Below are 19,910 nucleotides of genomic sequence, written 5' to 3'. Positions count from 1 at the left end.
CGGCGCGGCCCGCCACGGTCAAAGCCCCGGCGACGGCCGCTTGACGCCTTCCAGCCGGATCCGGCCGGCGACGTGGTCGAGGCCAGTATCTGTGATCCGGGCGATCTGCACGGTCCCGGCGGCGGAGACCGCGACGGCTTTCAGGTCGTCGGCGAGAAAGCGAAGCTGCTCGCGGATATAGGCCCGGCTCTTGCGATGACCGAAGGTCTCAAGGACCGCGCTGAGAATGGACTCGTTGAGGGTGTAGTCGTTTTCATCCGCGAGCGCGCGAAGGATGATCAGACGGACGTCCTGGTCGACGAGATCGGCGTAGCTCATTTTTCTTTATCCAGGAGGTGGGCTTCGATGCGTTGCACCGTCCTTTGGGTGGCCTGGGCGGAGGCCGACATCTGGCCGAGCTCGCCACGGATTTCAGCCATCGCCAGCTCCATCTTGTGGACGGTGTCCTTATCGGGAAGGTGGCGCATTTCGCCCTCGATGGCGTCGACCCGTCTGGTCGTCTCGGTGAGCAGCTCCGAGTGCTTCTGAAGCTCTGCGGCGTTGGTCGCGGACCGGCTGGTCAGCCAGGTGTAGACCACCGAGACGGCGCCGAGGCCGCCGCCGATGGTCCCGACCCAGGTCTTGAACTCGTCCAGCATCACCGCCCCGCGACCGGCAGCCGGTCTGCCTTCTCGATCCGCGTCAGATGCTTCGGCGCGTCCGGCGCCAGGAAGAAGGTGCCCGCCAAAATGAGGCAGACGCCGGCAACCAACAGGGCGGCATCGCGCGCCCGCATCGCCTAGCGGCCGATCTTTTTCTTGGCGACCACGCGGCCGTAGATGGCGTAGGCGCTGGCACCGATGGCAACCAACTGGGTGACCTTGTCGAGCGCTTGACCGATGAGATTGATGGCCTCGGCCTGGTCGGCCGGCGAAAAGGTGACGCCGAAGAAATTGGCGACCGTCGCCAAAATCGCGACGGCGGCACCCCAGAAGGTGCGCGAGGCAAAGATGCTCTTGTTCTCAAACATGAACGGCTCCTTGATCGGCGCAGGGCGCGCCGGTTTCAGCGTGACGGGCGGGGTGTCCTATTCGGTGTAGCTGGCGACGACCCAGCCCTCTTGGCCGCCATAAACCACCTTGTGCCAAGTCCGGCGGTTGAAGGTTCCGGTCTTGATCAGCGGTACCCGCGTGCCATGGGGAATGGCGGCGAGGACATTGGGATTGAAGGACGGCCAACGGCGCATGTTGAGGGTGTCGCCGGGTACGTTGATGCTGACCGTCGCGTCGCCGTCCTCGACCGGGGCCGCCGCGGCGTCGGCTTCATCTTCGGCCGGGTCTTCGCGACCGAAGGCCCGGGATTTGAGATGGCCAAGGGGGAAAAGCGGATTCGTGTCGACCTTGCGACCGGGCGACACGTACCAATGGGTCGTCACGTCCTTGATCGTCGAATACTTGTTGACGCAGGCGACCAGGATCGCCTCGACCGCCTCGATCTGAGCCTCGGGATACGGCATCCAGAAGCCGGAGCCGTGTTCCCGCGTCGAGACCTCGCGAATCCCGTATTCCTCGATGTCGAAGGTCTTGCCGTACCAGGCGCGGGCCTTGCCGCCGCCGGCGTCCTGCATGATGCCGGGATTGACGATTTCGATCCCGATAGAAAAGCCGTTGCAGTACTGCCGCCCATGATAGGTCGACTTGCCGGCATGGTTCGCCCGCTTGTTGCAGGCGACGAGCTGGGTCACGTGGCCGTCGCGCTCGACAACGAACTGCACCGAGACCTTGCTGGTGTTGTCCTGCAGGTAGCGTGCGGCCGAGAGCGGATCGAGCCGGGAAGCCGTGTCGTGACAGACGATGATGATCGGGGTGATCGTGCCCCCCGTCCAACGGGCGGCCTGGAAGGGAATGCCCTCGATCCGGTGGTTTTTGATCTGGAATTCCATGGGAGCCTCCGGGGGTCTCTGCAACCGTTCGCAGAGTGCCGGTGGCGTCGTCCCGTTTCCCGCCTGACAGCTGTCAGGCCGGGACCCGAGGAGGTCGAGGCACCTTAGAAGAGGTCGCCTTGCGTGTCATCTTTCAACCGCGCCTTGGCGCGATAGACGGTGCGCTCGTGAACCCCGGAGGCGCGCACCGTCTCCGACACCGATTTGCCCTCGGCCAGCGCCTTGAAAAGCCGTCGACGGGCCTTTGAACGATGGCCGGCGGGACCAAGCGGGATGACCAGGTTGATGCCGCCGCGCGCGCAATATCGCCGGCAAAGCTTTTCCGCGGCCGGGCGGCCGACAAGCTCGCTGAGCCAGTGATCGTCGGAGACGCTCGACGGCAAATAGACCTGCTGGCCGCCGCGCGCCTCGGCGATCTTCAAAGCCCCCTCAAGGCCGATTTCCTCGGCGAACTCGGCCAGCAGCGCCGGCAGGCCGTCGAACGAACCGGTCATCGCGCCAACTCCGCCGCATTGACGTGAGGTTGCGCTCGGCCGACACTGCCCACCTTGATGAGAAGGGGAATGCTATGGCTCTGATCACTTGCCCGGAATGCGACCGTCAGGTCAGCGACCGCGCCGGCGCCTGTCCGCAATGCGGCGCCCCCGTGCACTTGCCGGCAAAGCGCGCCCGGTCCAACCGCCTGGCGCTGGTCGCAGTCAGCGCCGCGCTCGTCGTCATGGTCGGCGTTCTCTTGACCGTTAGCCTCGGCAATCAATGGGCCGAGAACGATGCCGTCGCCGAGCGACACGCTGAAACTCTCAAAACGCTCCGCGGCCAGTAGGACGCTCACGCCTCGCCCCCTTCCGGCCGCTGCGGCCATTTGTGGGCACGCTTTTTCGGCTCCGGCAGGCCGGTCACGGTGACGACGACACCCGCCTTGAAGCGATAGCGAAATCCCTCGACCGTGACGCCAGTGGCGCCTGAGGTGAGCGCCGGCGTCACCTTGCGATAGATGCGCGCCCGGATCGCCTCCGTGTCGATGCCGCAGACCCTTTCCAGGTAGCGCAGGACCGCGTGATCGGTGACCGGGATCCTCTTAGCCATCGCCGCCCCCGAAAAGGTCGGGTCCGGTCTCGGCCTTTTGTTCGCGGGCAAGCCGCCGGCGCTTGGCCTCGCCGGGCGTTGCCAGCGCGAGGTCGGAGAGCTTTGATCGGCGGCGCGCCTGGCCAGGCGAAATGTGGACGAGAGGGGGGAATTCCGGCGTCTGCCCGATGCGCCAGACGGCCCAGGCATAGGCCGTAGCCGTCCCGGCCTCCGGGTCCCACACCCCTTCGATGATTGGGACGCGTTCGGCGAACGGGCAGAAGTAGGTCGGCGTGTTCTCGCGCCAGATAAGGCGATAGCGTTCCTCGCCCTCCTGCCAGGCGAGCCGCACCAGCGCCGCGACGCCGACGCGGGCGATCGTCAGGGCTGTCCGAGCAAAGGCTTCGGCAAGCGGAAACGGCGGATTGAAGATGACCCAATCGACCGGCCATGGCGCGTCTTCGGCATCGGCAAACGTGAAATCGAGCACCCCGTCACCGAAACCGTAGTCGACCAGATCGGTGGAAAAGACGCGCGCAAAATGCTCGGCCAGAGGAACGGACATGTGGCCTTTTCCGCAGGCCGGTTCCCAAACCGTCTGCCCGGAAACGTCCCCGTAAAACCGCTTGATGATCTCCTCGATCAGCGCACGCGTCGCCCAGGGCGGCGTGCAGAAAAGCCCCTTGGAGCTTTCCTCGTCGCGCCGATTGGCCATGACCGACGTGTGGCCGCGGGTGATCACCGGCACCACCCTCCCGGCCGGTAAGGTCTTGCCAGGCCAAGGGCGAGCAGCTCCTGGCCGATGTCGCGGCCGTCGACGTAAATCCTCGCAAGGGGGTGCCCATAGACGCCGAAACCGTGGCGCTCGACCGTGATGCGGCCCTCGCCGAGGCGGCGGGCGAGATAGTCGCGGGCCTTTTCCGCCAGCCCGTTGCACCGGCCTCCAAGCTCTGCCGTGTCGACATCGAGGAGGCGGATCTTTTCGCCCTTGAGCCAGATCGTGTCCCCGTCGATCACGCAAGAGACGTGACGCTCGGCCCGGTGTCCGCCGCGGCAGACCGGCCAGGGCTCGGCTGCAGCGGGCGATGCGGTCAAAAGGAGGGCGATAGTGGCAACAACAAGCTTGCAACCAGTGGGGCTCTCTGCGAGCCTGACGACCTTTTCATCAGCCCCTGAGACGGAGTTAGTCGTGCGATGTTTATCGTTGGAGAATGCCCGCGTTGCGCGGCAGCGAACCAGACATTGGACGTTCTCGCACACACCCGAATTCAAAACATCCGGGTTCGCAGCCCAGTTTATATTTCGCGTTTGGAGTTTTTGACTGAATGCCGAAGTTGTGGCTACGGGTCCGTATATTCGGTGGCCGCGAAATTCCAGAACGGTTACAACCAAGAAAACCTTCCAGGAGAATTGGAAGAACTGCTTCGCCAAGATCGAAATGTTAAGGATTGGGGATTCGAAATACTTTCCCATATTCCATTGACGTCCCCAGAAGCGGCGCCTAGTGCGATCCCAAACGAGCTTGAACCTTTTTACAATGAGGCGTCTGGGTGTATTGCAAACGGTTACGTCCACGCGGCATGTGTCATGTTTCGCAAGCTCGTGGACTTGGCAACGTTGCGAGAGCCATTGATAGATTTGATCCCAGAAGCTGATAGGGAAAGCTTCCGGGCAAATAATTCGTTGAAATGGCGCCTCAGACAGATAGTTAATCATCAACCCGTCTATGAACGTTTGATTAGGACGGCAGAGTACATAAAGGTACTTGGCGACAAGGGTGCCCACATCGAAGAGTTGTTGACCGAAAGCGACGCGAAAGATGCGAAGGCTTTCGCTGATCTCTTCATTCAAAATGTCTATTTTGAAGCTGCAAGAGCGGCAGAAATCGAGGCTCGCCATTCTGATCGGCTTGGATCGCGGTAGATTCAGGTTTGCTGACATCGTGCTGCTCAGCTCAGCCTTTGCCCACATTTCGGAGAAAAACGCCTAATTCATGCATATGCCCCACGATCTCCCCGTGCCGTGAGTTGCTTGGCCGCAAGTTCAAGGCGGCAAGTTCGCGGAGTTGTGCAGACAAAACGGCGTCACGCGGATCTGAATGTTTGGTCCATTCGACACCGCCCTCTCTTGCAAGCCATCCTTTTAGTGCTTCGATGACCTTGGCCGCGTCGCCGGAGTCGACCAGCCATCGCGTGTGGTCGATGCCGGTCTGGCGTTTCACGAAAGCGATCAAAGCGCTGTCGCGGCGGTCGCGGATCAGGCCGAGATTCCAGCCGGCGATCCACAGCGCCTGCACCTTCTTCGCAAACGGCCCGTCGAGCCCCTTGCGCTTCTGCTGCGGCGTCCAGCCGAGGCGCCGGAACTCGTCCAGCACCCGGCCGCGCTCGCCCGGCGTCATGACGGCCGACGAGGTCTTGCCGGTGACCCGTTCGAGGACCGCGCGATAATCGTCGTCCTCAAGCCCGAGGTCTTTCTTGGCGATGTGGATTTGCGCAAGGCTCATGGCGTCGCTTCCAGCTTCAAAAGGGTTTCGGTGATCGCGTTGATCCGCCGGAGGATGCGCACCTGTCGTTCGGTGCACACGCCGCGACGGACCTTGGCGAGAAGCGCGGCGCGCTCGCGTTCGAGTCGCTCCCGCTTACTCGGAGCCGGAGGCGGATCGCCCTCCGGCTCCGGCGGTTGGCTGCGGTGGATGAAGCCGACCATCACGCCGCCGCCAGATCGATCGTGACGGCCTCCCAGGAGGCCTCCGGGCTGTCGCGCCGATAGAAGCGGATGTAGGTCTTGGACCCCGTGACCCTCATCGCATCGCGGATCGCCTCCAGCGCTCGTCCTCGATATCAAGGCGCAGCAGCATGAAGATCTCCGAGCGGTTGATCTGGCCTTCCTTGTCGGTGTTGAAGGCGCGGGTGACGATGGCGCGGATTTCCGGGCGCGCCTCGGCCGCCCATTCGTTGAGGCATTCGTCGATCAGCGTCTTTGCCGTCTGAAGCTGCGGGCCGAAGTCGATGAAGTCGGCAACCCGCACCTGGACCTTCATGCTGCCGTCGAAAGTCTGGTAGGTGCGGTTGCCCTTGCGGCCGCCCTTGGTGGCGCCATAGTCCTGCTCGATCAGCGCATCGAATTCGCCGAGGTCGGTGAAGGTGTGACCGCGAAACCGCGCGATCTGGTCGGAGAGAGCCTCCGCAAACCCCATGATCTTGCGCACAACCTCGTCTTCGAGCTTGTCCTGCGGCCGGACCAGGTTCTCCGGGACAAGCATGCCCTTGGCGTCGCGCAGGTAGGGCTTGCCGTCGACCTCGATGACGGCGTTGGGGGTCTCAGACATCGCGTTTCTCCATCTGCTTTTGATCTAGGGCCGAGCGGCCCGGAGCGGGGTCGCCGAGCACGCTGGCGGTGACGTTGGTGGGTTGGGGAGCGATCCAATCGACGGTGCGCCATTTGCGCGGTTCGAACTTCGGCTTTTGAGGCGCAGGCCTGTGCAAGGTCGCGGCGAAGTGCTCGAAGGTAATCGCTCGCAGCTCGATTTCGTCGCCGAGGGCGGCGATCAAGCCGGCGACTGCCATGACGAGATCGCGCCGGCTGGTCCTGTCGTTGATCAGCCGATCCGCAAACCGCCGGGCGGCGATCACCGCCGGCCGGTCGGTCTCGCAAGGCGGGTGATTGAGCACCCGGTCGGCGATGTCGTCGATAAGCTCCTCAAAACGCGTGTAGGTCATGCCGCATCCCCTCCGTGCTTCGGATGGGGCCGCGCGACGACCGGGAATTGAGCGATCGCCGGGTCTTTCAGGTGATCCTCGGTCAGCACCTGTTCAGAGACGCGAGCCCGTTCCAGGTTCTTGGCCTGGGTGACACAAGCGGCGAGACAGCGCCCGAACTGCAGCGCGCCGCGGTCGCCCATCGATCCGGGGTTCAGCCGCTCCTGTTCGAACCATTCATGGAGCCCGCGAAGCTTCTCACTCAGCATGGCGACCTCCCTTGCGCGCGTGCGGGCATCCGGCGCGGCAGGCCCAATAGAGCCGGTTCGACAACGGGCTCGCCGTCGACAGGCGCGCTTTCTGGTTTTTGAGGCAATCGTCGCGTCCGATCCTACCGAGGACCGGGCAGTCGACATTCGCTTTCATGAACGCGCCCCGGACCATCTCCTCGACCCGCGAAAGGTCGCCGCGATAGGTTCCGCCGATCACCTGGGAAACCGTCGCCGGGCTGTAGGAGATCGGCGCCCCGGCGCCCTTGAGCCCTGCCGCGTCGGCTTGCCGAGCGAGTTCCTCGATCCAATCGGGGAGCTTGTCGCCATGGGCGGCACGCGCTTTGTCGACCATTGACTTCTCGGCGCCGTTGCGCGCCGCCGCGCTCGTCGGACCACGCTTCATGACGGATCTCCGATCTTGTGGGTTTCGTCGGTGTTCCGGTCGTAGACCTCGCGCCGCCCGATCCGATGGACGGGGGCCTCGGGGCCGGTGTTGTGAATGAGCCGCCAGCGTGCGAAGCCGTTTGAGGTCGGGGCCGTGCCCGGCTCGCGGCGCATCCGGATCAGATATCCGGCCTTTTCCAATGCCAGGACGTACTTGCGGGCGTTCGTGTTGCTCGCCCCAGCCATGGTCTCCAGATCGCCGAGCCGGAACAATTGCAGCGTGGTGATCGTCTTCCACATCTTGTCGCGGATCGTCCGCCGGCGCCGCGTCCGCGGCACCTTTTGGGTCAGCGGGCCGGCCGGGCCGCTGGTGATCGTCTCGCCGGCCTCGACGGCCTCACGCCCCTTTTCGGAAAGCTCGAAACAGCCGACCGCCCGGCGATTTATCCAGCCGCGAGTGACCAGTCTGCCGCAGGCCGTCGCGACGGCGCGCCGCTCGATCCCTGTCGCCTCGACCATCGCAGCCGTCGTCAGGCAGTCACCGCCTTTCAACGTCTCTACAATGGCCATTTGACGTGTGGCTTCGCCGGGCATTTCAGCCTCGCACCGTGACGGCGTGGCCGGTCGAACGCTTCGCCAGGAGAGCTTGGCCGTCCATGTCGTCGACCGTCACCGCCCGGTCGAGCCGCTTGCCGACGCGCTCGATCGCGGCAAGGCCCGTCAAAACCTCTCGGGCGAAGCCTTCCGCACTGTCGTGAAGGAGCTTCAAAAGCCCTTCATCGACCGCAACCTCGCCGCGGACCTCAACCAGCCGCCGCGTGTCGTCGAATGTCAGGGGGCGGAACTCGACATGAGCCTCGGCCCGGCTGGCGATCTGTGGAAAGCGTTTGATGCCGCTCTTGATGCGCCCCATGCCGATCAGGAGAACCGGCACTTCGATCATGTCGGAGATATCCCGTAGCGTCTCCATAAGCGCGGCCGAGCCGACCACGTGGTCGGCCTCGTCGACGATGATCGCGAAGGGCCTCCGCTCGGCGGCGGCGATCGCCGCCCGCTTGCCGAGGGCCTCGATCACCTGGCCGAAGATCTTGGCGTAGGAATGGGCCGGCACCGTCTGGACGGTTTCCAGCAGTTCCCGGAGCATCCAGATCGGGCGCCATTCCCGTTTCGCCCGGACGAACGGCAGATCGTTCTCGATGGCGAACCACTGGGCCGTTGAGGTCTTGCCGTAGCCGGGCGCGCCGTCGACGACCATGAAGCAGTTTTCCGAGGCGCCGCGCCGTTCCAGAATTTCGAAGCCGGCCAGGAATGCCGTCGTGTTGGAAAGGCGCACGAAGGTGTTTTTCATTGTCCTGTCGTCCCTTGGGTTTTCTTGTCCTTGATCAGCGCTGCCAGGGCGTCGGCCGAAACGCCGAATGCCGGCAGCATTTCGCGGAATGTCCAGGCATCGAGCCGCTCGGCCATGTGGAGCCGGTCGCGCTCGGTCATCTGCTGGGGGTTTTCGAGGAGCCATGCCGCCATTTCCTGGTCGTTCTGGAAGGCGGGTCGGCCATTGCCGGCCGGCTTGGCGACCGGCACTTTCGGCTTGAAGGCGACGACCTCGGCCGGTGCGCCGGGCGCCTCAAGCGGCGTCTCGGCGGGCGCTTCATGGCGCTCGCCGGTAGCGGCGGAGAGGGCTGCGGCGATGTCAGGCGTCGTGTAGTCGATGGAGCGGGTCGGCAGTTGCACGACGTTGTCCGCCTCGGCCGCGCGTTCCTTTTCCTTCTCGCCGAGATAAAGCTCGATGAGGGCGGGCCCGGAGGTGATCCGCTTGACCTCGTCGCGGATGTCCTTGCCGCGTTCGGCCAGAAGCTCGGCCCGCTTGCGCTTCACCATTGCCATGAATTTGGCCGGGTCGACGCCGGCCCGTTCCGGGCAGACCGCCGGCTCGATGAAGGCGCGCGTATCGGCGTCGAACAGATAGACGAGGCCGAGATCGTTCGGATCGAGCCGCACAAACACCCGGTCGCCCGGCAGCGCCGCCATGGTCTGGTAATAGAAACCGCCGACCCGCACGCCGAGTTTGGTGACCGTGCGGGTTCCACCGCCTTCGGCCACCGGCATGAGGAGGACATCGAGTGCGCGCGGGTCGACGGTTCGGACCGCGACATTGGCTTCCGCTGCCGCTTGGGCAGGCGTCTTGCCGCCGAGGGCCGAATGGGGCTGGTGCTCGTAGAACGCATCGATCCAGCGATCGGCGAGCCCTTGAATGTCACTCATGGAAAGGGTGACACCGAAAAGCTCGGCTGTCGGCAGGCCGAGGCGCTCAGCGAAGTTCTTGCGGTCTTCGAGCCGCTTGCGGTCGGTCACGCTGTGACCGATATATCCCGGCAGGAGTTCGGAGAAATTGTGCTGGAATGTGCGGATGACGCGCTCCACATGGCCTTTCTGAGCCGGCGAGTAGGCGTCGGACAGCTCCATCTCGATCCCGAGCGCATCGAAAAGCCGCTTCGTATCGTCGGCGACGAAATCGGAGCCGTTGTCGGTCTTGATCTTTTCCGGCACGCCCCAGGCGAGGATGGCTTTGCGGATCAACAGCGCCACCGCGGAGGCGCGCGGGGTTCGGGAGATCGCGATCTGAGTTCGCCGCGTGCCGATGTCGATGCAGGCATAGACGGTGGCGCGCGACCCACTGGTGTCCATGGCGTCAAGCGGCGAAGCGTCGATCATCCAAAGGACGTTCGGCCCCTTAATGTGACGGAGGACACCGACGCCGGCCGGCGCCATCGTCGAGCGATAGAAATCGGGATTGCTGAGTTGGGTCAGCACCACGCTCTCGGCCGCCTTCCAGCCCCTAATCGTATGTTGGAAGGTCCGCACCGGCGGCACCGGGCGTGCCTTGCCCTTGTGGTCGGTGAGCGTGTCGCCGAACTCCGCCTGCACGAGCGTGCGAACCCGCTCAGCTTTGATATGCGGCTGATAGGCGATGAGGCCGAGCACATAGGTCTTCACGCGGCCATCATTGGCGGCGTCCAAAAGGCCGGTGCCCTTGCGAGCCTGCGAATGATCGATGCCGAGGCCGACGCATTTCTCACGCGCGGCCCGCCAGCGAGCCAGCGTCCGGCGCGACAGCTTTGGCACTTCAGCACGCACCCAGTCGTCCACCTTCAGGTGGCCCATATTGTAGCTATCGACGAAAACGGAGGTCCGGCCGGTTTCCCGCAGGTTCAAACCGCCGCCGAACCGGTCGTAGGCAACGAGAATGGCAAGTCGCGCTTCTTGGGAACGCCGCGCCCGGTCGGTCTCTGGCGTCGGTAAGTCCGGTTGCAATCTCGTTGGTTCGACCTCGCCGACGACCATGAAGCGCTTTTCGTAGTCGAGCCGCGCCAACGTCGGCAAAAGGCTGACATGATACTCAAGCCCGCCGCCGCGCCCCTTGCGGTCCCGGCAACGCGCCGGATCGTCGTTCCAGCCTTCGCGCGAGGCGTATCGAATTATCCCGCTCACTGTCTTCGCCAAGCTGCTGAGCTTCAGATCGGCGATCTCCTTCGCCGACAGCCAGTCTTTGGTCGATTTGTTCGTCGGTGCGGTCATCGGTTGGCCTTCCATTCGGCCTCGGCCGCGGCTTCCTCGCGCTCGGCCCGCTCGCGCAGTTCCTTCGCCCGCTCCCGCCGCAAGAGCGCCTCGTATTTCGCTGGAACGACGATGAGACCGGCTTCGACAAGGAGGGTGTTTAGGGCGCGTGCGTCGCCGGTCACCATGACAAGAGCGGCAAGCCGCAAGGCGCTGATTGTGTGCTTCTCCTTGGCCTGGCTGGCATAGGCATCGAGCGTGGACTCGGTGACCTTGTCCTTCAGGATGTCCGACATCGCAGCGGCGACTTCGACGCGTCCCATGCCGGCGGCGTCGAGAGTCGCCGCGACCGCCTTCGACAACCGGCCCGCCATGTTCCAGGCGTGGACATCGGCCTCGTCGAACCGCTCCACGACGGGAGCTGGAAGGACGTCCCGGAAGAGGTCGAGAGTGCCGGTGTCGCGCCGTCGCGCCATGGTCAGGCGGCCTTTTGCCTGCGGCGCGCGAGCCAGCGATCGACGGCGGCAGCGTTCGCCTCGAAGAACCGGTCCTGCTCGGCATCGCTAAGCCGGCCGAAGCGCGAGGAGGCAGCCTCCCATTGTTCCAAGGTTCGCGGCGGCGGCCGCCGGTCGATGATCGCGATCGCGTCGGCAACGGTCGAAGCCGCGGGCGGTTCGGACGTGAGCAACCCAGCAATGGCATCCTGCCGGGCTCGCGCCTGTTTGGAGAGCTCGATCAGCTCCGACATGGTGTCGGCAATTTTCAGGAACGCGATCCGTTCCCGAACGTCCGGGGCAATGCCGGTTGCCACCTGCACCGCCGCTTGGACGGCGCGTTCGGAGACCTTCAAAGCCTTGGCCGCCGCCTTCGAAAACGTCCCGGCGAAAATGGCCGCAGAATTCTGCGGCAATTCCTCTGTGGCCTTCTTCCGCCCCCGTTTGGCCGGCCCGGCGACGCTCTCGTGAAGCTCCTTCCATGTCGCCAGGTGGACCGCCCGGTCGAGCGCCGTCAGCTCGTATCGAAGCATGTTCTCTTGGATTTCGCGGAGTCGGACGGCCGCCTCGTCGGCGAACTCGTTGGCCGGGCAAACATCGGCCTCGATGACATCGAGACCGGCCTTTTCATGTGCCTTAAGGCGGTGTCCGCCAGCGATCAGGCGGTACCCTTCTTTGCGCTCGACCACCTCGATTGCAGGCAGGGTTATGCCTGTAGCGATTTGCTCGGCGAGGGTCTCAACCCAGTCGGGATTGATCGGCCTGAGGCGACCGCTAGCGTCGATCGCCGAAATCGCAATACGCTCACGCTTCATGTTCTGTAAGTCCTTGAAAAAAGGCCGGGTGGGCGCCTGGGTCCGAAGTGCGGTCCGCCGCTTCGCCCACCCGACCAGTCTTGGGAGGAACCATTGAAAAGACCGGGAGACGGATTTCTGCCTTCCGGGTCATAGGAGATGGCTGCCGACAATGAGGGTTGCGATGATGAGCGTGAGCGCGATGGCCATGTCCGGGTGACGCGCCGGTGCGGACAAGATCGACCTCATGCCACGCGCGCCTTGTCAGCGCCGGTTGCGGGCTTTTGACTCGCATCGCCTGTGCTCTGCCGTGTAGTCTTCATGGGTAGACGGACATAAAGACCGGGGAAGAGTTCGGTCATGGGACGCTTGAGCAACTTGGCAACTGCTTCGGCCCCTGCGCGATTGTTTCCCCGGATGCCGTTGCGCACGGACCCTTCGGGCAGTCCGAATTCGCGCTCTACCTTGGCCATCGAATAGCCGAGGCGCGCGAGAGCGGCTTTTATTCCCGGCAGGTCCCATGCAGGGGCTCTGGCTGTCATGTCTGCTCCTTCGAAGCCCGGCCGGGCAGGGCCGGGTTTTTTCGAATCGCCGAAATACGTTTGGTGGGACAAATGTGCGTTAAAATAAACGGAATATCAATTAAAAAAAACGCGTCAGAGTTCCGAAATGCGTTTTTCGTGACGCATTTTTATGATTATCATTTAATTACAACGCATTATGAGCGTTTCTTTCGATCCATTCGAACTCTGACATCGGGTCAAAGTTGCGCGTTGGTGCGGCCATGACCTTCTCGGAAAGGCTGGCAAGCCTCCAAGGGTCAAAAAGTGCGCGAAGTTTTGCGCGCTCTCTTGGGATCAGTGAAGGGGCTTACAGGGCGCTTGTCCGTGGCGGCAGCCCTACGCTCGATACCCTTCTGTCGATCGCCAATAGCGCCAATGTCAGCGTCCAATGGTTGGCAACGGGAGAAGGATCAAAATCGGGCGACGCACTAGCTGGAACGGCCACCGAGATTCCAGCAGAGACGTCGGGTTTCTGCATGATTCCGCGCCTCAATGTCCGCGTTTCCGCTGGCGGCGGCGCTGTTGTCGCCGAGGAGGATTCTGTCGGATTGATCGCCTTTCGCGCGGATTGGCTGCGCCGTCGCGGCATCAATCCTGACGCCGCAAGGGCTCTTTCGGCAAAGGGCGATTCCATGGAGCCGACGATTCGTGACGGTGATGTCTTGCTCGTCGACACGTCTATCGACAGCATCCGCGACAACGGCATTTATGTGGTCGTCTTCAATGGGTTCGTTTTGGTCAAGCGCATCCATGTCCGCCGCGACGGCGGGGTCCGCTTGATTTCGGACAACCAGGCGCTCTATGAGCCCGATGACGTTCCCGCCGCTGAGACGCCGTCGCTCACCATCGCCGGCCGTGTGATGTGGTTCGGCCGCTCGATCTGACGCCGCGCCCGCCGGCCGCATTTGCCATTTGAACTTGCGCGACGGGAAACAGCAGTCATGCTGGCGTCAGGTCCCGGCTAACCGCTAACGCCTTGTCCTTCCAAGGCAATCCCGTTCAATCCCGGATAATTCCGCCTAATCCCGCTGTTTCTGCCCTAATGCCATCCGTTCTTGCGCGTTACAACCTACCGCCCGCAAAATCGCCGCAAACCTTGTGTCAAAGCGCCGCCGTTTTCCAAAACTTGAAGGACGTGACGGTGATTCAGTTGATCCCGCTTTGGCGAGGCCTCATCGCGGCTTCTATTGTTACCATGGTGGCTGCGGGCGGGACCGCTGCCATCGCCAAGACCGAGAAGGGCCGGGCCTCCTGGTATGCGATGACCTCGCGCACCGCGAGCGGCGAACGGGCGAACCCGAACGCCATGACAGCGGCCCACCGCCGCCTGAAGTTCGGCACCCGCGTGAAGGTGACCAACAAGCGCAACGGCCGCTCGGTCGTCGTCTGCATCAACGACCGCGGCCCCTTCGTGCGCGGCCGGATCATCGACGTGACACGGGCGGCGGCAAAAGAGCTCGGCTTCATTCGGGCCGGATCGGTGATGGTCGACGTCGACGTCGTCGGCCGCGAGACGGACGGCTGCGCGTAAGGCCGTCGGGACTGCCCGCTCTGCGCCGGTGTGCCTTGGGTCCCACATCTCCCGGTTGATCCAAAGCCGCTCCCGATCCGTTTAACGATGGATCGAGAACTGCCCGGATCGAAGCCATGACCGAGACGATCGCCCCGCGCGGCGCGCTGCCCAGAAAAGACCGCCGCCTGGTGTTCGGCGCCAGCGGCTATATCGGCTCCAACCTCGTGCCGTATCTGACGGCGGCCGGTATCCCGGTGCGTGCCGTCTCGCGCCGCCCGCAGGTGTTGGAGGCCCATGGCTGGCAGGGCGTCGACATCATGGCGGCCGACGCGCTCGACCCGGCATGCCTCGATCCGGTGCTGGAAGGCGTCGACACCGCCTACTACCTCGTCCATTCCATGGCGGCGGGCCGGAACTTCGGCCGGCTCGACCTGGAGGCGGCACGAAATTTCGCCGTTGCGGCCGAACGGGCCGGCGTCAGACGTATCGTCTATCTCGGCGGGCTGGTGCCGGACGACGCGGAGTCCGAGCACATCACCTCGCGCCGGGACACCGGCGACGAGCTGCGCCGCGGCACCGTCCCGGTGACGGAGCTGCGCGCCGGCATCATCGTCGGGCCGGGCTCGGCCGCCTTCGAGGTCATGCGCGACCTGGTCTTCCACCTGCCGGCGATGGTCACGCCCCTCTGGGTGCGCTCCAAATCCCCGCCCGTCGCCCTCGATAATTTGCTTTTTTATCTCCTGCACCTGCCGGAGCATGAGGGGGCTGCCGGAAAGACGTTTGATGCAGCAGGGCCGGAAACCCTCACATACCAGGACATGATGACAACGCTCGCCGACGTCGCCGGCCGGTCGAGGCCCGTCATCATCCCGGTCTCGGTGCTCTCGCCCCGGCTCTCGTCCTACTGGCTGAAGCTGGTGACGGCCGTGCCGACGAATGTCGCCCGGGCGTTGATCGAGGGCCTGAAGCATGATTTCGTCGCCGATACCGGGCCGCTCGAAGCCCTGGTGCCGCAGCGGCTTCTCGGCTTTCGCGAGAGCGTCGAAGCGGCGTTCGCGGCCGAGCGGCAATGCACCGTTCAGGCGCGCTGGGTGGAAGGAGCGTTCAGGATGCGGGGCCGGCGGCGCGACCACGCCTATTACGCCAAGCGCGCCTCCGGCACGGCGACGTCAGAATCGTCTGCCGCCTCGGTCTGGAAGGTGGTGACGGCGATCGGCGGCGACAATCGCTATTACTATCTGAACGGGCTGTGGACCGCGCGCGAGGCGCTCGACTGGGTGGTCGGCGGCCGCGGCCTGCAGCACCGGCGGCGCCACCCGGAGGATCTGCGCCTCGGCGACAAGGTCGATTCCTGGGAGGTCATCGGCATCGAGCCGGGCCGCCGTCTGCTCCTGGAGTTCGGCATGCGCGCCCCCGGCGCCGGCGTCCTGGAATTCGAGATCGACGAGAAGGCGGAGCGGGAAACCGTGCTGACGGCAACCGCCTACTGGCACCCGGCGGGCGCGGCCGGCCTTGCCTACTGGTACGCCATGGCCCCGTTCCACGAGGTGCTGTTTTCCGGCCTCACCAGGGAAATCTGCCGGCGGGCGGAATTGGCCGAGAGGCGGGAAAAACGGGCGCCGTAATTCGTTACCGGAACATCCCCGTCCTGCGGATCCACCAGTAGGAGCCGGCGCCGAGGGCGGCGAGGAGCGCGCAGACGATGGCGAAGGCGTCGGGGTTGTTTGCGCCCGGAATGCCGCCGACATTGATGCCCAGCAGGCTGGTGACCAGGCCGAGCGGCAGGAAGATCGCCGCGACGATGGACAGCAGCAGCATGCGCCGGTTGAGGCTCTCGGCGCGCTGGTCGAGGATCTGGTCGTGCACGACCTGGGCCCGGTCGCGGATCGCGTCGAGTTCCTCGCCGAGCCTCAGCACCCGGTCGGCGGCCTCCCGCAGATGCGCCCGGTCGCGTTCGCCGAGAAAGGGAAGGTCCTCGATCTCAAGCGTCGAGAGCGCGTCGCGCTGGGGCACCAGATAGCGCCTCAGGAGGATCGCGGCGCGCCGGATTGCGGAGAGATCGTGCCGCGACACGAAAGCTTCCGGATCGAGCGACAGGTCTTCCAGATCGTCGATGGCGTCGGTCAGGTCGGCAACGGCCGGCTCGGCCCGGTCGGCGAGCCGGAGCGCCAGCTTGGCGACGAAATCGCCGGCCGAGACCGGCGCCTGGCCGCGGGAAATGGCGGCAAGCAGGTCACCGATGGCGAACAGCGGGCGCACGGAGACGCCGATGACCTGCCGCTCGGTGGCCCAGAGCCGGACGGAGATCATGTCCTCCGGGTCGGCCGAAGGGTGCAGGTTGACGCCGCGCAGGTTGATGAGGACGCCGTCGCCATGGACGGTGCAGCGCGGCCGGGTCTCTTCGGCGGTCAGGGCGTCGGTGACGTAGCCGTCGAGGTCGAGGGCGGCAAGAAGCGCCGGCGTGGCGCTCGCCTCCCGCTTCAGGTGCAGCCAGGCAAAGCCGCTTTCGCCTGTCGCGAAGGACGTTTTCGCAAAATCGTCGGCCGCGATCTCGCGCGCGCCGCCCTTTCCATCGAAGACGAAGGAGACGACGTCGAGGAAACGGGGAGGGGTCTCGGGGCTTTCGTCGACAAGGGTCATGTTTGCTGTCCGCATTCCTCTCCGGCGCATCGCCGTATCTCGCGTCGGTCGCCGCCATCATAGCGCCATTGCGCCTCGCCGCCTTGCCAATTGCCGGTGTTCGCCCGATGGTGCGGCCGAAAAAAACGGATTGCCCCCGGAGGAACAGCCTATGGTCTTCGACGATCCTTATTCAGATATTCGCGACGCCGTGCGCCAGCTCAGCGTTGGTTTTCCGGGCGACTACTGGCGCCGCCTCGATGCGGAGAACGCCTATCCGGAGGATTTCGTTGCAGCGCTGTCGCAGGCCGGCTACCTCGCCGCGCTGATCCCGGAAGAATACGGCGGCTCGGGCCTGCCGCTGTCGGCGGCCGCTGCCATCCTCCAGGAAATCCACCACGCCGGCTGCAACGGCGCTGCCTGCCATGCCCAGATGTATGTGATGGGAACGGTGCTCCGCCACGGCAGCGACGCCCAGAAGCAGAAATATCTGCCGAAGGTCGCCGACGGGTCCTTGCGCCTCCAGGCCTTCGGCGTGACGGAGCCGGGAAGCGGCACCGATACCACCTCGATCAAGACGACGGCGCGCCGCGACGGCGATCATTACCTCATCAACGGCCAGAAGATATGGACCAGCCGGGCCGAGCATTCCGACCTCATGGTGCTGCTTGCCCGTACCGCGCCGAAGGAGGTCGGCCCGCGCCGCACCGACGGCATGTCCGTCTTCCTCCTCGACATGCGCGAGGCGCTCGGAAACGGCCTGACGATCCGCCCGATCCGCACCATGATGAACCACGCCACCACCGAGGTCTTCTTCGACGACGTTCAGGTGCCTGCGGAAAACCTCATCGGGGCAGAAGGCGAGGGGTTCCGCTACATCCTCTCCGGCATGAATGCGGAGCGGATCCTGATCGCCCATGAGTGCATCGGCGACGCCAGGTGGTTCCTCGACAAGGCGGCATCCTATGCCAGGGAACGCAGCGTCTTCGGCCGGCCGATCGGCCAGAACCAGGGCGTCCAGTTCCCGATCGCCCGGGCCTACGCCAACATGCGCGCTGCCGAATTGATGTGCCGCGAGGCGGTGAGCCTTTACGACGCGGAGCGACCGTGCGGGGCCGAGGCCAACATGGCCAAGATGCTGGCGGCCGACGTCTCCTGGGAGGCGGCGAATGTCTGCCTGCAGACCCATGGCGGCTTCGGCTTTGCCGAGGAATTCGACATCGAGCGGAAGTTCCGCGAGACACGGCTCTACCAGGTCGCGCCGATCTCCACCAATCTGATCCTGTCCTTCCTCGCCACCCACGAACTCGATCTGCCGCGCTCTTACTGAGCCGCCGAGAGGCCCACATCCGTGCTTGTGTGAAAAACACGCTTAGATTGTATATCCGGCCTTCTCCGAACGCGAAGACGGGTGCAAAAACGAATGTCTGCAAAAAAAGAATGCGGCATTTGGTCCAGATGTCCGATTTATTGATGAATGGCTGATCCGAACGACTGGCAGGGTCGTATCCTCGGTATTGTTGGGCGCGCTGCCAGCCGGACGAAAGCCCGTGGCTGACGCGCAAGAAAGAGCGCACCGACAGGCCAGAGCGCAAGACGCGACGAGCCGGTTTCGGCCCTCTCTCCCGCACACGCCCTGGATGTCGAATTCGAAAGGATCACGGCTGTGGTCGACCAGTCGGCGTCATCTGACGCAAACGACACGGCAAGTTCGCTGAAGCGAAGCCGCATCGCCATCTATCTGCAACTCGCCACCCTGTTCCGCAACCGCATTGCCTCCGGCCAGTGGCGGGTCGGCTGCCGGACCCCGAACATCGACGATCTCGCCGAGGAATTCGGCGTCGCCCGCGGGACGATCCGCCAGGCCTTCGACAAGCTTGAAGCGGAAGGTCTCGTCGAGCGCCACCGCGCCAAGGGCTCCTTCGTGCGCCGCGCGCCGGCGCGGGCGCGGGTCCACCGGCTGGAAATGGACTGGGCGAGCTGCTGCACGGCCCATGACGACGCTACGATCCGCACCCTGTCGTCCGAGATCGTCACGCGGCTGCCGGATTCCCTTTCCTGCGACGCCCCGCACCTGCCGCGCTACCACGCCCTGCGCCGGCTGCACATCCGCGACGGCGAGCCTTATATGGTCGGCACCGGCTTTATCGGCGAAGAGGTTTTCAGCCGTCTTCCGGCCGACAGGCTCGACGACAAGGCGCTGTCGAGCCTCGTCCAGGATTTCGCCGGCAACGACATCGGCGCCGCCCACCAGACGCTCACCGTCGGAACCGCCGACGTGGAGACCGCGGCGCTCCTGAATATCGAGGTCAACTCGCCGGTCGCCCTGATGCATCGGTGCGTGCTGTCCCGCCAGAAGCGGGTGATGTTTGCCAGCGACGGCATCTATCGCGGCGATGCGGTACGCCTGGAAATCGCCCTTCGCTGACGCCGCGAGGCGCCGTCACGCCCCGCCGTTCAGCACGTCGAGCGGGACGCCGCCCGCTTCCTTGACCGGCTTGGTGACGACGTAGCTGAAATAGCGCTCGATCCCCAGATCTTCGGCCAGCATGCGGTCGATCAGCCGCTGATAGGCATCGACGCTCGGGCTTACCACCTTCATGACGTAGTCGACGCCGCCGCCGGTGGCGAGGCATTCCACGATTTCCGGAATGGCGCCGACAGCCGCCTCGAAGCGCTCGAAATCGCCGGCCTGGTGCTGCGCCAGCGTGACCTCCACGACGACGGTCGTTGCCGGCGCCAGCTTCTTGGCGTCGATGTCGGCGTGGTAGCCGGTGATGATGCCGGCCTCTTCCAGCCGCTTCAGCCGCTCCCATGTCGGACTGGTCGACAGCCCGACCGCCTCCGCCAGCCTGACCTTGGAAATCCGGCCCTGGGTCTGGAGGATCTGGAGAATCTTCAGGTCGTATCGGTCGAGCTTGATCATGGGACCGCGACAATAGCCGAACCGGCGAGGGCGGCAAGCGGCGAGCGGTTCCCCCTGTGTGCCAACGGCCCGTCGTCGTGCTAGAAGCGAACAGAAAGGACCTGTCGGC

29 protein-coding genes and 1 pseudogene are annotated in these 19,910 nt (G+C 64.5%); 7 read left to right on the top strand and 23 right to left on the bottom strand.

The genetic code is table 11. The features are described 5' to 3' along the window. Window positions 1–18 precede the first annotated feature (18 nt). The 6 genes from CH339_RS04945 to CH339_RS04925 all read right to left on the bottom strand — a co-directional run bounded on the left by CH339_RS04945 (window position 19) and on the right by CH339_RS04925 (window position 2,415). A complete protein-coding gene (locus CH339_RS04945) occupies window positions 19–318 on the bottom strand; it encodes a VpaChn25_0724 family phage protein (RefSeq protein ID WP_111433170.1) in 300 nt (99 codons plus the stop codon). Beyond that, window positions 315–638: a DUF2730 family protein gene (locus CH339_RS04940; RefSeq protein ID WP_111433169.1), complete on the bottom strand. Its 324-nt coding sequence runs from the start codon at window positions 636–638 to the stop codon at window positions 315–317. Before CH339_RS04940 ends, CH339_RS04945 begins: the two co-directional genes overlap by 4 nt. Next, complete coding sequence (locus CH339_RS24585; protein ID WP_170138407.1) at window positions 638–775, bottom strand: hypothetical protein; 138 nt, start codon at window positions 773–775, stop codon at window positions 638–640. The genes CH339_RS04940 and CH339_RS24585 overlap by 1 nt, the downstream gene beginning before the upstream one ends. 3 nt (window positions 776–778) lie before the next feature. After that, window positions 779–1,009 carry a hypothetical protein gene (locus CH339_RS04935; RefSeq protein WP_111433168.1) on the bottom strand — a complete coding sequence of 77 codons (231 nt, stop codon included), beginning with the start codon at window positions 1,007–1,009 and terminating at the stop codon, window positions 779–781. A gap of 57 nt (window positions 1,010–1,066) precedes the next feature. Beyond that, window positions 1,067–1,921 carry an N-acetylmuramoyl-L-alanine amidase gene (locus CH339_RS04930; RefSeq protein WP_111433167.1) on the bottom strand — a complete coding sequence of 285 codons (855 nt, stop codon included), beginning with the start codon at window positions 1,919–1,921 and terminating at the stop codon, window positions 1,067–1,069. 104 nt (window positions 1,922–2,025) lie between these two features. Continuing rightward, window positions 2,026–2,415, bottom strand: coding sequence for a helix-turn-helix domain-containing protein (locus CH339_RS04925; RefSeq protein WP_111433166.1), 390 nt, complete (start codon window positions 2,413–2,415; stop codon window positions 2,026–2,028). A gap of 74 nt (window positions 2,416–2,489) precedes the next feature. On the opposite strand from CH339_RS04925, the gene CH339_RS24935 reads away from it, so the two are divergent. Next, window positions 2,490–2,744, top strand: coding sequence for a zinc-ribbon domain-containing protein (locus CH339_RS24935; RefSeq protein WP_184443280.1), 255 nt, complete (start codon window positions 2,490–2,492; stop codon window positions 2,742–2,744). Window positions 2,745–2,749: 5 nt separating this feature from the next. Here CH339_RS24935 and CH339_RS04915 read toward each other — a convergent pair whose 3' ends face one another. From CH339_RS04915 to CH339_RS25090, 3 genes are read right to left on the bottom strand one after another with little or no spacing between them, the layout of a single operon-like run. After that, window positions 2,750–3,007, bottom strand: a complete 258-nt coding sequence (locus CH339_RS04915) for a hypothetical protein (RefSeq protein ID WP_111433165.1) — start codon at window positions 3,005–3,007, stop codon at window positions 2,750–2,752. Next, the gene (locus CH339_RS04910; RefSeq protein ID WP_146610115.1) at window positions 3,000–3,734 is read right to left on the bottom strand and encodes a class I SAM-dependent methyltransferase; all 735 of its coding nucleotides are present in this window, start codon (window positions 3,732–3,734) and stop codon (window positions 3,000–3,002) included. The genes CH339_RS04915 and CH339_RS04910 overlap by 8 nt, the downstream gene beginning before the upstream one ends. Next, on the bottom strand, window positions 3,725–4,003 hold the full coding sequence (locus CH339_RS25090; protein ID WP_245408098.1) for a thermonuclease family protein: 279 nt from the start codon (window positions 4,001–4,003) through the stop codon (window positions 3,725–3,727). The genes CH339_RS04910 and CH339_RS25090 overlap by 10 nt, the downstream gene beginning before the upstream one ends. A 177-nt stretch (window positions 4,004–4,180) precedes the next feature. On the opposite strand from CH339_RS25090, the gene CH339_RS25085 reads away from it, so the two are divergent. Beyond that, the gene (locus CH339_RS25085; protein ID WP_111433181.1) at window positions 4,181–4,909 is read left to right on the top strand and encodes a DUF4145 domain-containing protein; all 729 of its coding nucleotides are present in this window, start codon (window positions 4,181–4,183) and stop codon (window positions 4,907–4,909) included. Window positions 4,910–4,940: 31 nt separating this feature from the next. Here CH339_RS25085 and CH339_RS04895 read toward each other — a convergent pair whose 3' ends face one another. From CH339_RS04895 to CH339_RS04840, 12 genes and pseudogenes are all read right to left on the bottom strand, one after another. Continuing rightward, window positions 4,941–5,489 carry a gp16 family protein gene (locus CH339_RS04895; RefSeq protein ID WP_111433163.1) on the bottom strand — a complete coding sequence of 183 codons (549 nt, stop codon included), beginning with the start codon at window positions 5,487–5,489 and terminating at the stop codon, window positions 4,941–4,943. After that, window positions 5,486–5,692 carry a hypothetical protein gene (locus tag CH339_RS04890; RefSeq protein ID WP_111433162.1) on the bottom strand — a complete coding sequence of 69 codons (207 nt, stop codon included), beginning with the start codon at window positions 5,690–5,692 and terminating at the stop codon, window positions 5,486–5,488. Before CH339_RS04890 ends, CH339_RS04895 begins: the two co-directional genes overlap by 4 nt. Further along, a pseudogene (locus CH339_RS04885) lies at window positions 5,692–6,314 on the bottom strand (DUF3164 family protein). The gene CH339_RS04890 and the pseudogene CH339_RS04885 overlap by 1 nt, the downstream one beginning before the upstream one ends. Further along, window positions 6,307–6,705, bottom strand: coding sequence for a hypothetical protein (locus CH339_RS04880; RefSeq protein WP_111433161.1), 399 nt, complete (start codon window positions 6,703–6,705; stop codon window positions 6,307–6,309). Before CH339_RS04880 ends, CH339_RS04885 begins: the two are co-directional and overlap by 8 nt. Continuing rightward, a complete protein-coding gene (locus CH339_RS04875) occupies window positions 6,702–6,953 on the bottom strand; it encodes a hypothetical protein (protein ID WP_146610114.1) in 252 nt (83 codons plus the stop codon). Before CH339_RS04875 ends, CH339_RS04880 begins: the two co-directional genes overlap by 4 nt. Next, entirely contained in the window at window positions 6,943–7,359 is a 417-nt protein-coding gene (locus tag CH339_RS04870) for a transcriptional regulator (RefSeq protein WP_244668958.1), read from the bottom strand. The genes CH339_RS04875 and CH339_RS04870 overlap by 11 nt, the downstream gene beginning before the upstream one ends. Continuing rightward, window positions 7,356–7,910 carry a helix-turn-helix domain-containing protein gene (locus tag CH339_RS04865; protein WP_146610113.1) on the bottom strand — a complete coding sequence of 185 codons (555 nt, stop codon included), beginning with the start codon at window positions 7,908–7,910 and terminating at the stop codon, window positions 7,356–7,358. The genes CH339_RS04870 and CH339_RS04865 overlap by 4 nt, the downstream gene beginning before the upstream one ends. Before the next feature lie 25 nt (window positions 7,911–7,935). Then, window positions 7,936–8,688 (bottom strand): AAA family ATPase, encoded by a 753-nt coding sequence (locus CH339_RS04860; RefSeq protein WP_170138405.1) that lies wholly within the window; start codon window positions 8,686–8,688, stop codon window positions 7,936–7,938. Further along, window positions 8,685–10,913 carry a TnsB C-terminal domain-containing protein gene (locus CH339_RS04855; protein ID WP_170138404.1) on the bottom strand — a complete coding sequence of 743 codons (2,229 nt, stop codon included), beginning with the start codon at window positions 10,911–10,913 and terminating at the stop codon, window positions 8,685–8,687. The genes CH339_RS04860 and CH339_RS04855 overlap by 4 nt, the downstream gene beginning before the upstream one ends. After that, window positions 10,910–11,368, bottom strand: coding sequence for a hypothetical protein (locus CH339_RS04850; protein WP_111433157.1), 459 nt, complete (start codon window positions 11,366–11,368; stop codon window positions 10,910–10,912). Before CH339_RS04850 ends, CH339_RS04855 begins: the two co-directional genes overlap by 4 nt. A gap of 2 nt (window positions 11,369–11,370) precedes the next feature. Further along, window positions 11,371–12,201 (bottom strand): ParB N-terminal domain-containing protein, encoded by an 831-nt coding sequence (locus CH339_RS04845; protein WP_111433156.1) that lies wholly within the window; start codon window positions 12,199–12,201, stop codon window positions 11,371–11,373. Between the two features lie 224 nt (window positions 12,202–12,425). Next, window positions 12,426–12,722, bottom strand: coding sequence for a helix-turn-helix domain-containing protein (locus CH339_RS04840; RefSeq protein ID WP_111433155.1), 297 nt, complete (start codon window positions 12,720–12,722; stop codon window positions 12,426–12,428). 242 nt (window positions 12,723–12,964) lie between these two features. Here CH339_RS04840 and CH339_RS04835 point away from each other — a divergent pair, with 242 nt between their 5' ends. From CH339_RS04835 to CH339_RS04825, 3 genes are all read left to right on the top strand, one after another. Further along, window positions 12,965–13,627, top strand: a complete 663-nt coding sequence (locus CH339_RS04835; protein ID WP_111433154.1) for an XRE family transcriptional regulator — start codon at window positions 12,965–12,967, stop codon at window positions 13,625–13,627. Window positions 13,628–13,938: 311 nt separating this feature from the next. Then, complete coding sequence (locus CH339_RS04830; protein ID WP_111433153.1) at window positions 13,939–14,274, top strand: septal ring lytic transglycosylase RlpA family protein; 336 nt, start codon at window positions 13,939–13,941, stop codon at window positions 14,272–14,274. A 116-nt stretch (window positions 14,275–14,390) separates the two neighbouring features. After that, window positions 14,391–15,881, top strand: coding sequence for a DUF2867 domain-containing protein (locus CH339_RS04825; RefSeq protein WP_111433152.1), 1,491 nt, complete (start codon window positions 14,391–14,393; stop codon window positions 15,879–15,881). A 4-nt stretch (window positions 15,882–15,885) separates the two neighbouring features. Here the strand turns inward: CH339_RS04825 and CH339_RS04820 are convergent, their stop codons facing one another. Then, window positions 15,886–16,896 carry a zinc transporter ZntB gene (locus CH339_RS04820; RefSeq protein ID WP_111433151.1) on the bottom strand — a complete coding sequence of 337 codons (1,011 nt, stop codon included), beginning with the start codon at window positions 16,894–16,896 and terminating at the stop codon, window positions 15,886–15,888. Window positions 16,897–17,047: 151 nt separating this feature from the next. Between CH339_RS04820 and CH339_RS04815 the strand changes: the two genes are divergently transcribed. Together CH339_RS04815 and CH339_RS04810 are read left to right on the top strand one after the other, a co-directional pair. Further along, window positions 17,048–18,205, top strand: a complete 1,158-nt coding sequence (locus CH339_RS04815) for an acyl-CoA dehydrogenase family protein (RefSeq protein ID WP_111433150.1) — start codon at window positions 17,048–17,050, stop codon at window positions 18,203–18,205. A 336-nt stretch (window positions 18,206–18,541) separates the two neighbouring features. Continuing rightward, on the top strand, window positions 18,542–19,303 hold the full coding sequence (locus tag CH339_RS04810) for a GntR family transcriptional regulator (RefSeq protein WP_111433149.1): 762 nt from the start codon (window positions 18,542–18,544) through the stop codon (window positions 19,301–19,303). Between the two features lie 15 nt (window positions 19,304–19,318). Here CH339_RS04810 and CH339_RS04805 read toward each other — a convergent pair whose 3' ends face one another. After that, entirely contained in the window at window positions 19,319–19,798 is a 480-nt protein-coding gene (locus CH339_RS04805) for an Lrp/AsnC family transcriptional regulator (RefSeq protein ID WP_201240891.1), read from the bottom strand. Between the last annotated feature and the right edge of the window lie 112 nt (window positions 19,799–19,910).

Source organism: Rhodobium orientis (genome assembly GCF_003258835.1).
GTDB lineage: Bacteria > Pseudomonadota > Alphaproteobacteria > Rhizobiales > Rhodobiaceae > Rhodobium > Rhodobium orientis.
The sequence above is the reverse complement of the archived record's forward strand: the minus strand, read 5'-3'. Positions and strand labels throughout refer to the sequence as shown.

What these genes read in the sequence shown, in the direction of transcription:
- CH339_RS04945 (WP_111433170.1), bottom strand. Translation starts at nt 318, where the DNA reads ATGAGCTACGCCGATCTCGTCGACCAGGACGTCCGTCTGATCATCCTT.
- CH339_RS04940 (WP_111433169.1), bottom strand. Translation starts at nt 638, where the DNA reads ATGCTGGACGAGTTCAAGACCTGGGTCGGGACCATCGGCGGCGGCCTC.
- CH339_RS24585 (WP_170138407.1), bottom strand. Translation starts at nt 775, where the DNA reads ATGCGGGCGCGCGATGCCGCCCTGTTGGTTGCCGGCGTCTGCCTCATT.
- CH339_RS04935 (WP_111433168.1), bottom strand. Translation starts at nt 1,009, where the DNA reads ATGTTTGAGAACAAGAGCATCTTTGCCTCGCGCACCTTCTGGGGTGCC.
- CH339_RS04930 (WP_111433167.1), bottom strand. Translation starts at nt 1,921, where the DNA reads ATGGAATTCCAGATCAAAAACCACCGGATCGAGGGCATTCCCTTCCAG.
- CH339_RS04925 (WP_111433166.1), bottom strand. Translation starts at nt 2,415, where the DNA reads ATGACCGGTTCGTTCGACGGCCTGCCGGCGCTGCTGGCCGAGTTCGCC.
- CH339_RS24935 (WP_184443280.1), top strand. Translation starts at nt 2,490, where the DNA reads ATGGCTCTGATCACTTGCCCGGAATGCGACCGTCAGGTCAGCGACCGC.
- CH339_RS04915 (WP_111433165.1), bottom strand. Translation starts at nt 3,007, where the DNA reads ATGGCTAAGAGGATCCCGGTCACCGATCACGCGGTCCTGCGCTACCTG.
- CH339_RS25085 (WP_111433181.1), top strand. Translation starts at nt 4,181, where the DNA reads ATGTTTATCGTTGGAGAATGCCCGCGTTGCGCGGCAGCGAACCAGACA.
- CH339_RS04895 (WP_111433163.1), bottom strand. Translation starts at nt 5,489, where the DNA reads ATGAGCCTTGCGCAAATCCACATCGCCAAGAAAGACCTCGGGCTTGAG.
- CH339_RS04890 (WP_111433162.1), bottom strand. Translation starts at nt 5,692, where the DNA reads ATGGTCGGCTTCATCCACCGCAGCCAACCGCCGGAGCCGGAGGGCGAT.
- CH339_RS04880 (WP_111433161.1), bottom strand. Translation starts at nt 6,705, where the DNA reads ATGACCTACACGCGTTTTGAGGAGCTTATCGACGACATCGCCGACCGG.
- CH339_RS04875 (WP_146610114.1), bottom strand. Translation starts at nt 6,953, where the DNA reads ATGCTGAGTGAGAAGCTTCGCGGGCTCCATGAATGGTTCGAACAGGAG.
- CH339_RS04870 (WP_244668958.1), bottom strand. Translation starts at nt 7,359, where the DNA reads ATGAAGCGTGGTCCGACGAGCGCGGCGGCGCGCAACGGCGCCGAGAAG.
- CH339_RS04865 (WP_146610113.1), bottom strand. Translation starts at nt 7,910, where the DNA reads ATGGCCATTGTAGAGACGTTGAAAGGCGGTGACTGCCTGACGACGGCT.
- CH339_RS04860 (WP_170138405.1), bottom strand. Translation starts at nt 8,688, where the DNA reads ATGAAAAACACCTTCGTGCGCCTTTCCAACACGACGGCATTCCTGGCC.
- CH339_RS04855 (WP_170138404.1), bottom strand. Translation starts at nt 10,913, where the DNA reads ATGACCGCACCGACGAACAAATCGACCAAAGACTGGCTGTCGGCGAAG.
- CH339_RS04850 (WP_111433157.1), bottom strand. Translation starts at nt 11,368, where the DNA reads ATGGCGCGACGGCGCGACACCGGCACTCTCGACCTCTTCCGGGACGTC.
- CH339_RS04845 (WP_111433156.1), bottom strand. Translation starts at nt 12,201, where the DNA reads ATGAAGCGTGAGCGTATTGCGATTTCGGCGATCGACGCTAGCGGTCGC.
- CH339_RS04840 (WP_111433155.1), bottom strand. Translation starts at nt 12,722, where the DNA reads ATGACAGCCAGAGCCCCTGCATGGGACCTGCCGGGAATAAAAGCCGCT.
- CH339_RS04835 (WP_111433154.1), top strand. Translation starts at nt 12,965, where the DNA reads ATGACCTTCTCGGAAAGGCTGGCAAGCCTCCAAGGGTCAAAAAGTGCG.
- CH339_RS04830 (WP_111433153.1), top strand. Translation starts at nt 13,939, where the DNA reads ATGGTGGCTGCGGGCGGGACCGCTGCCATCGCCAAGACCGAGAAGGGC.
- CH339_RS04825 (WP_111433152.1), top strand. Translation starts at nt 14,391, where the DNA reads ATGACCGAGACGATCGCCCCGCGCGGCGCGCTGCCCAGAAAAGACCGC.
- CH339_RS04820 (WP_111433151.1), bottom strand. Translation starts at nt 16,896, where the DNA reads ATGACCCTTGTCGACGAAAGCCCCGAGACCCCTCCCCGTTTCCTCGAC.
- CH339_RS04815 (WP_111433150.1), top strand. Translation starts at nt 17,048, where the DNA reads ATGGTCTTCGACGATCCTTATTCAGATATTCGCGACGCCGTGCGCCAG.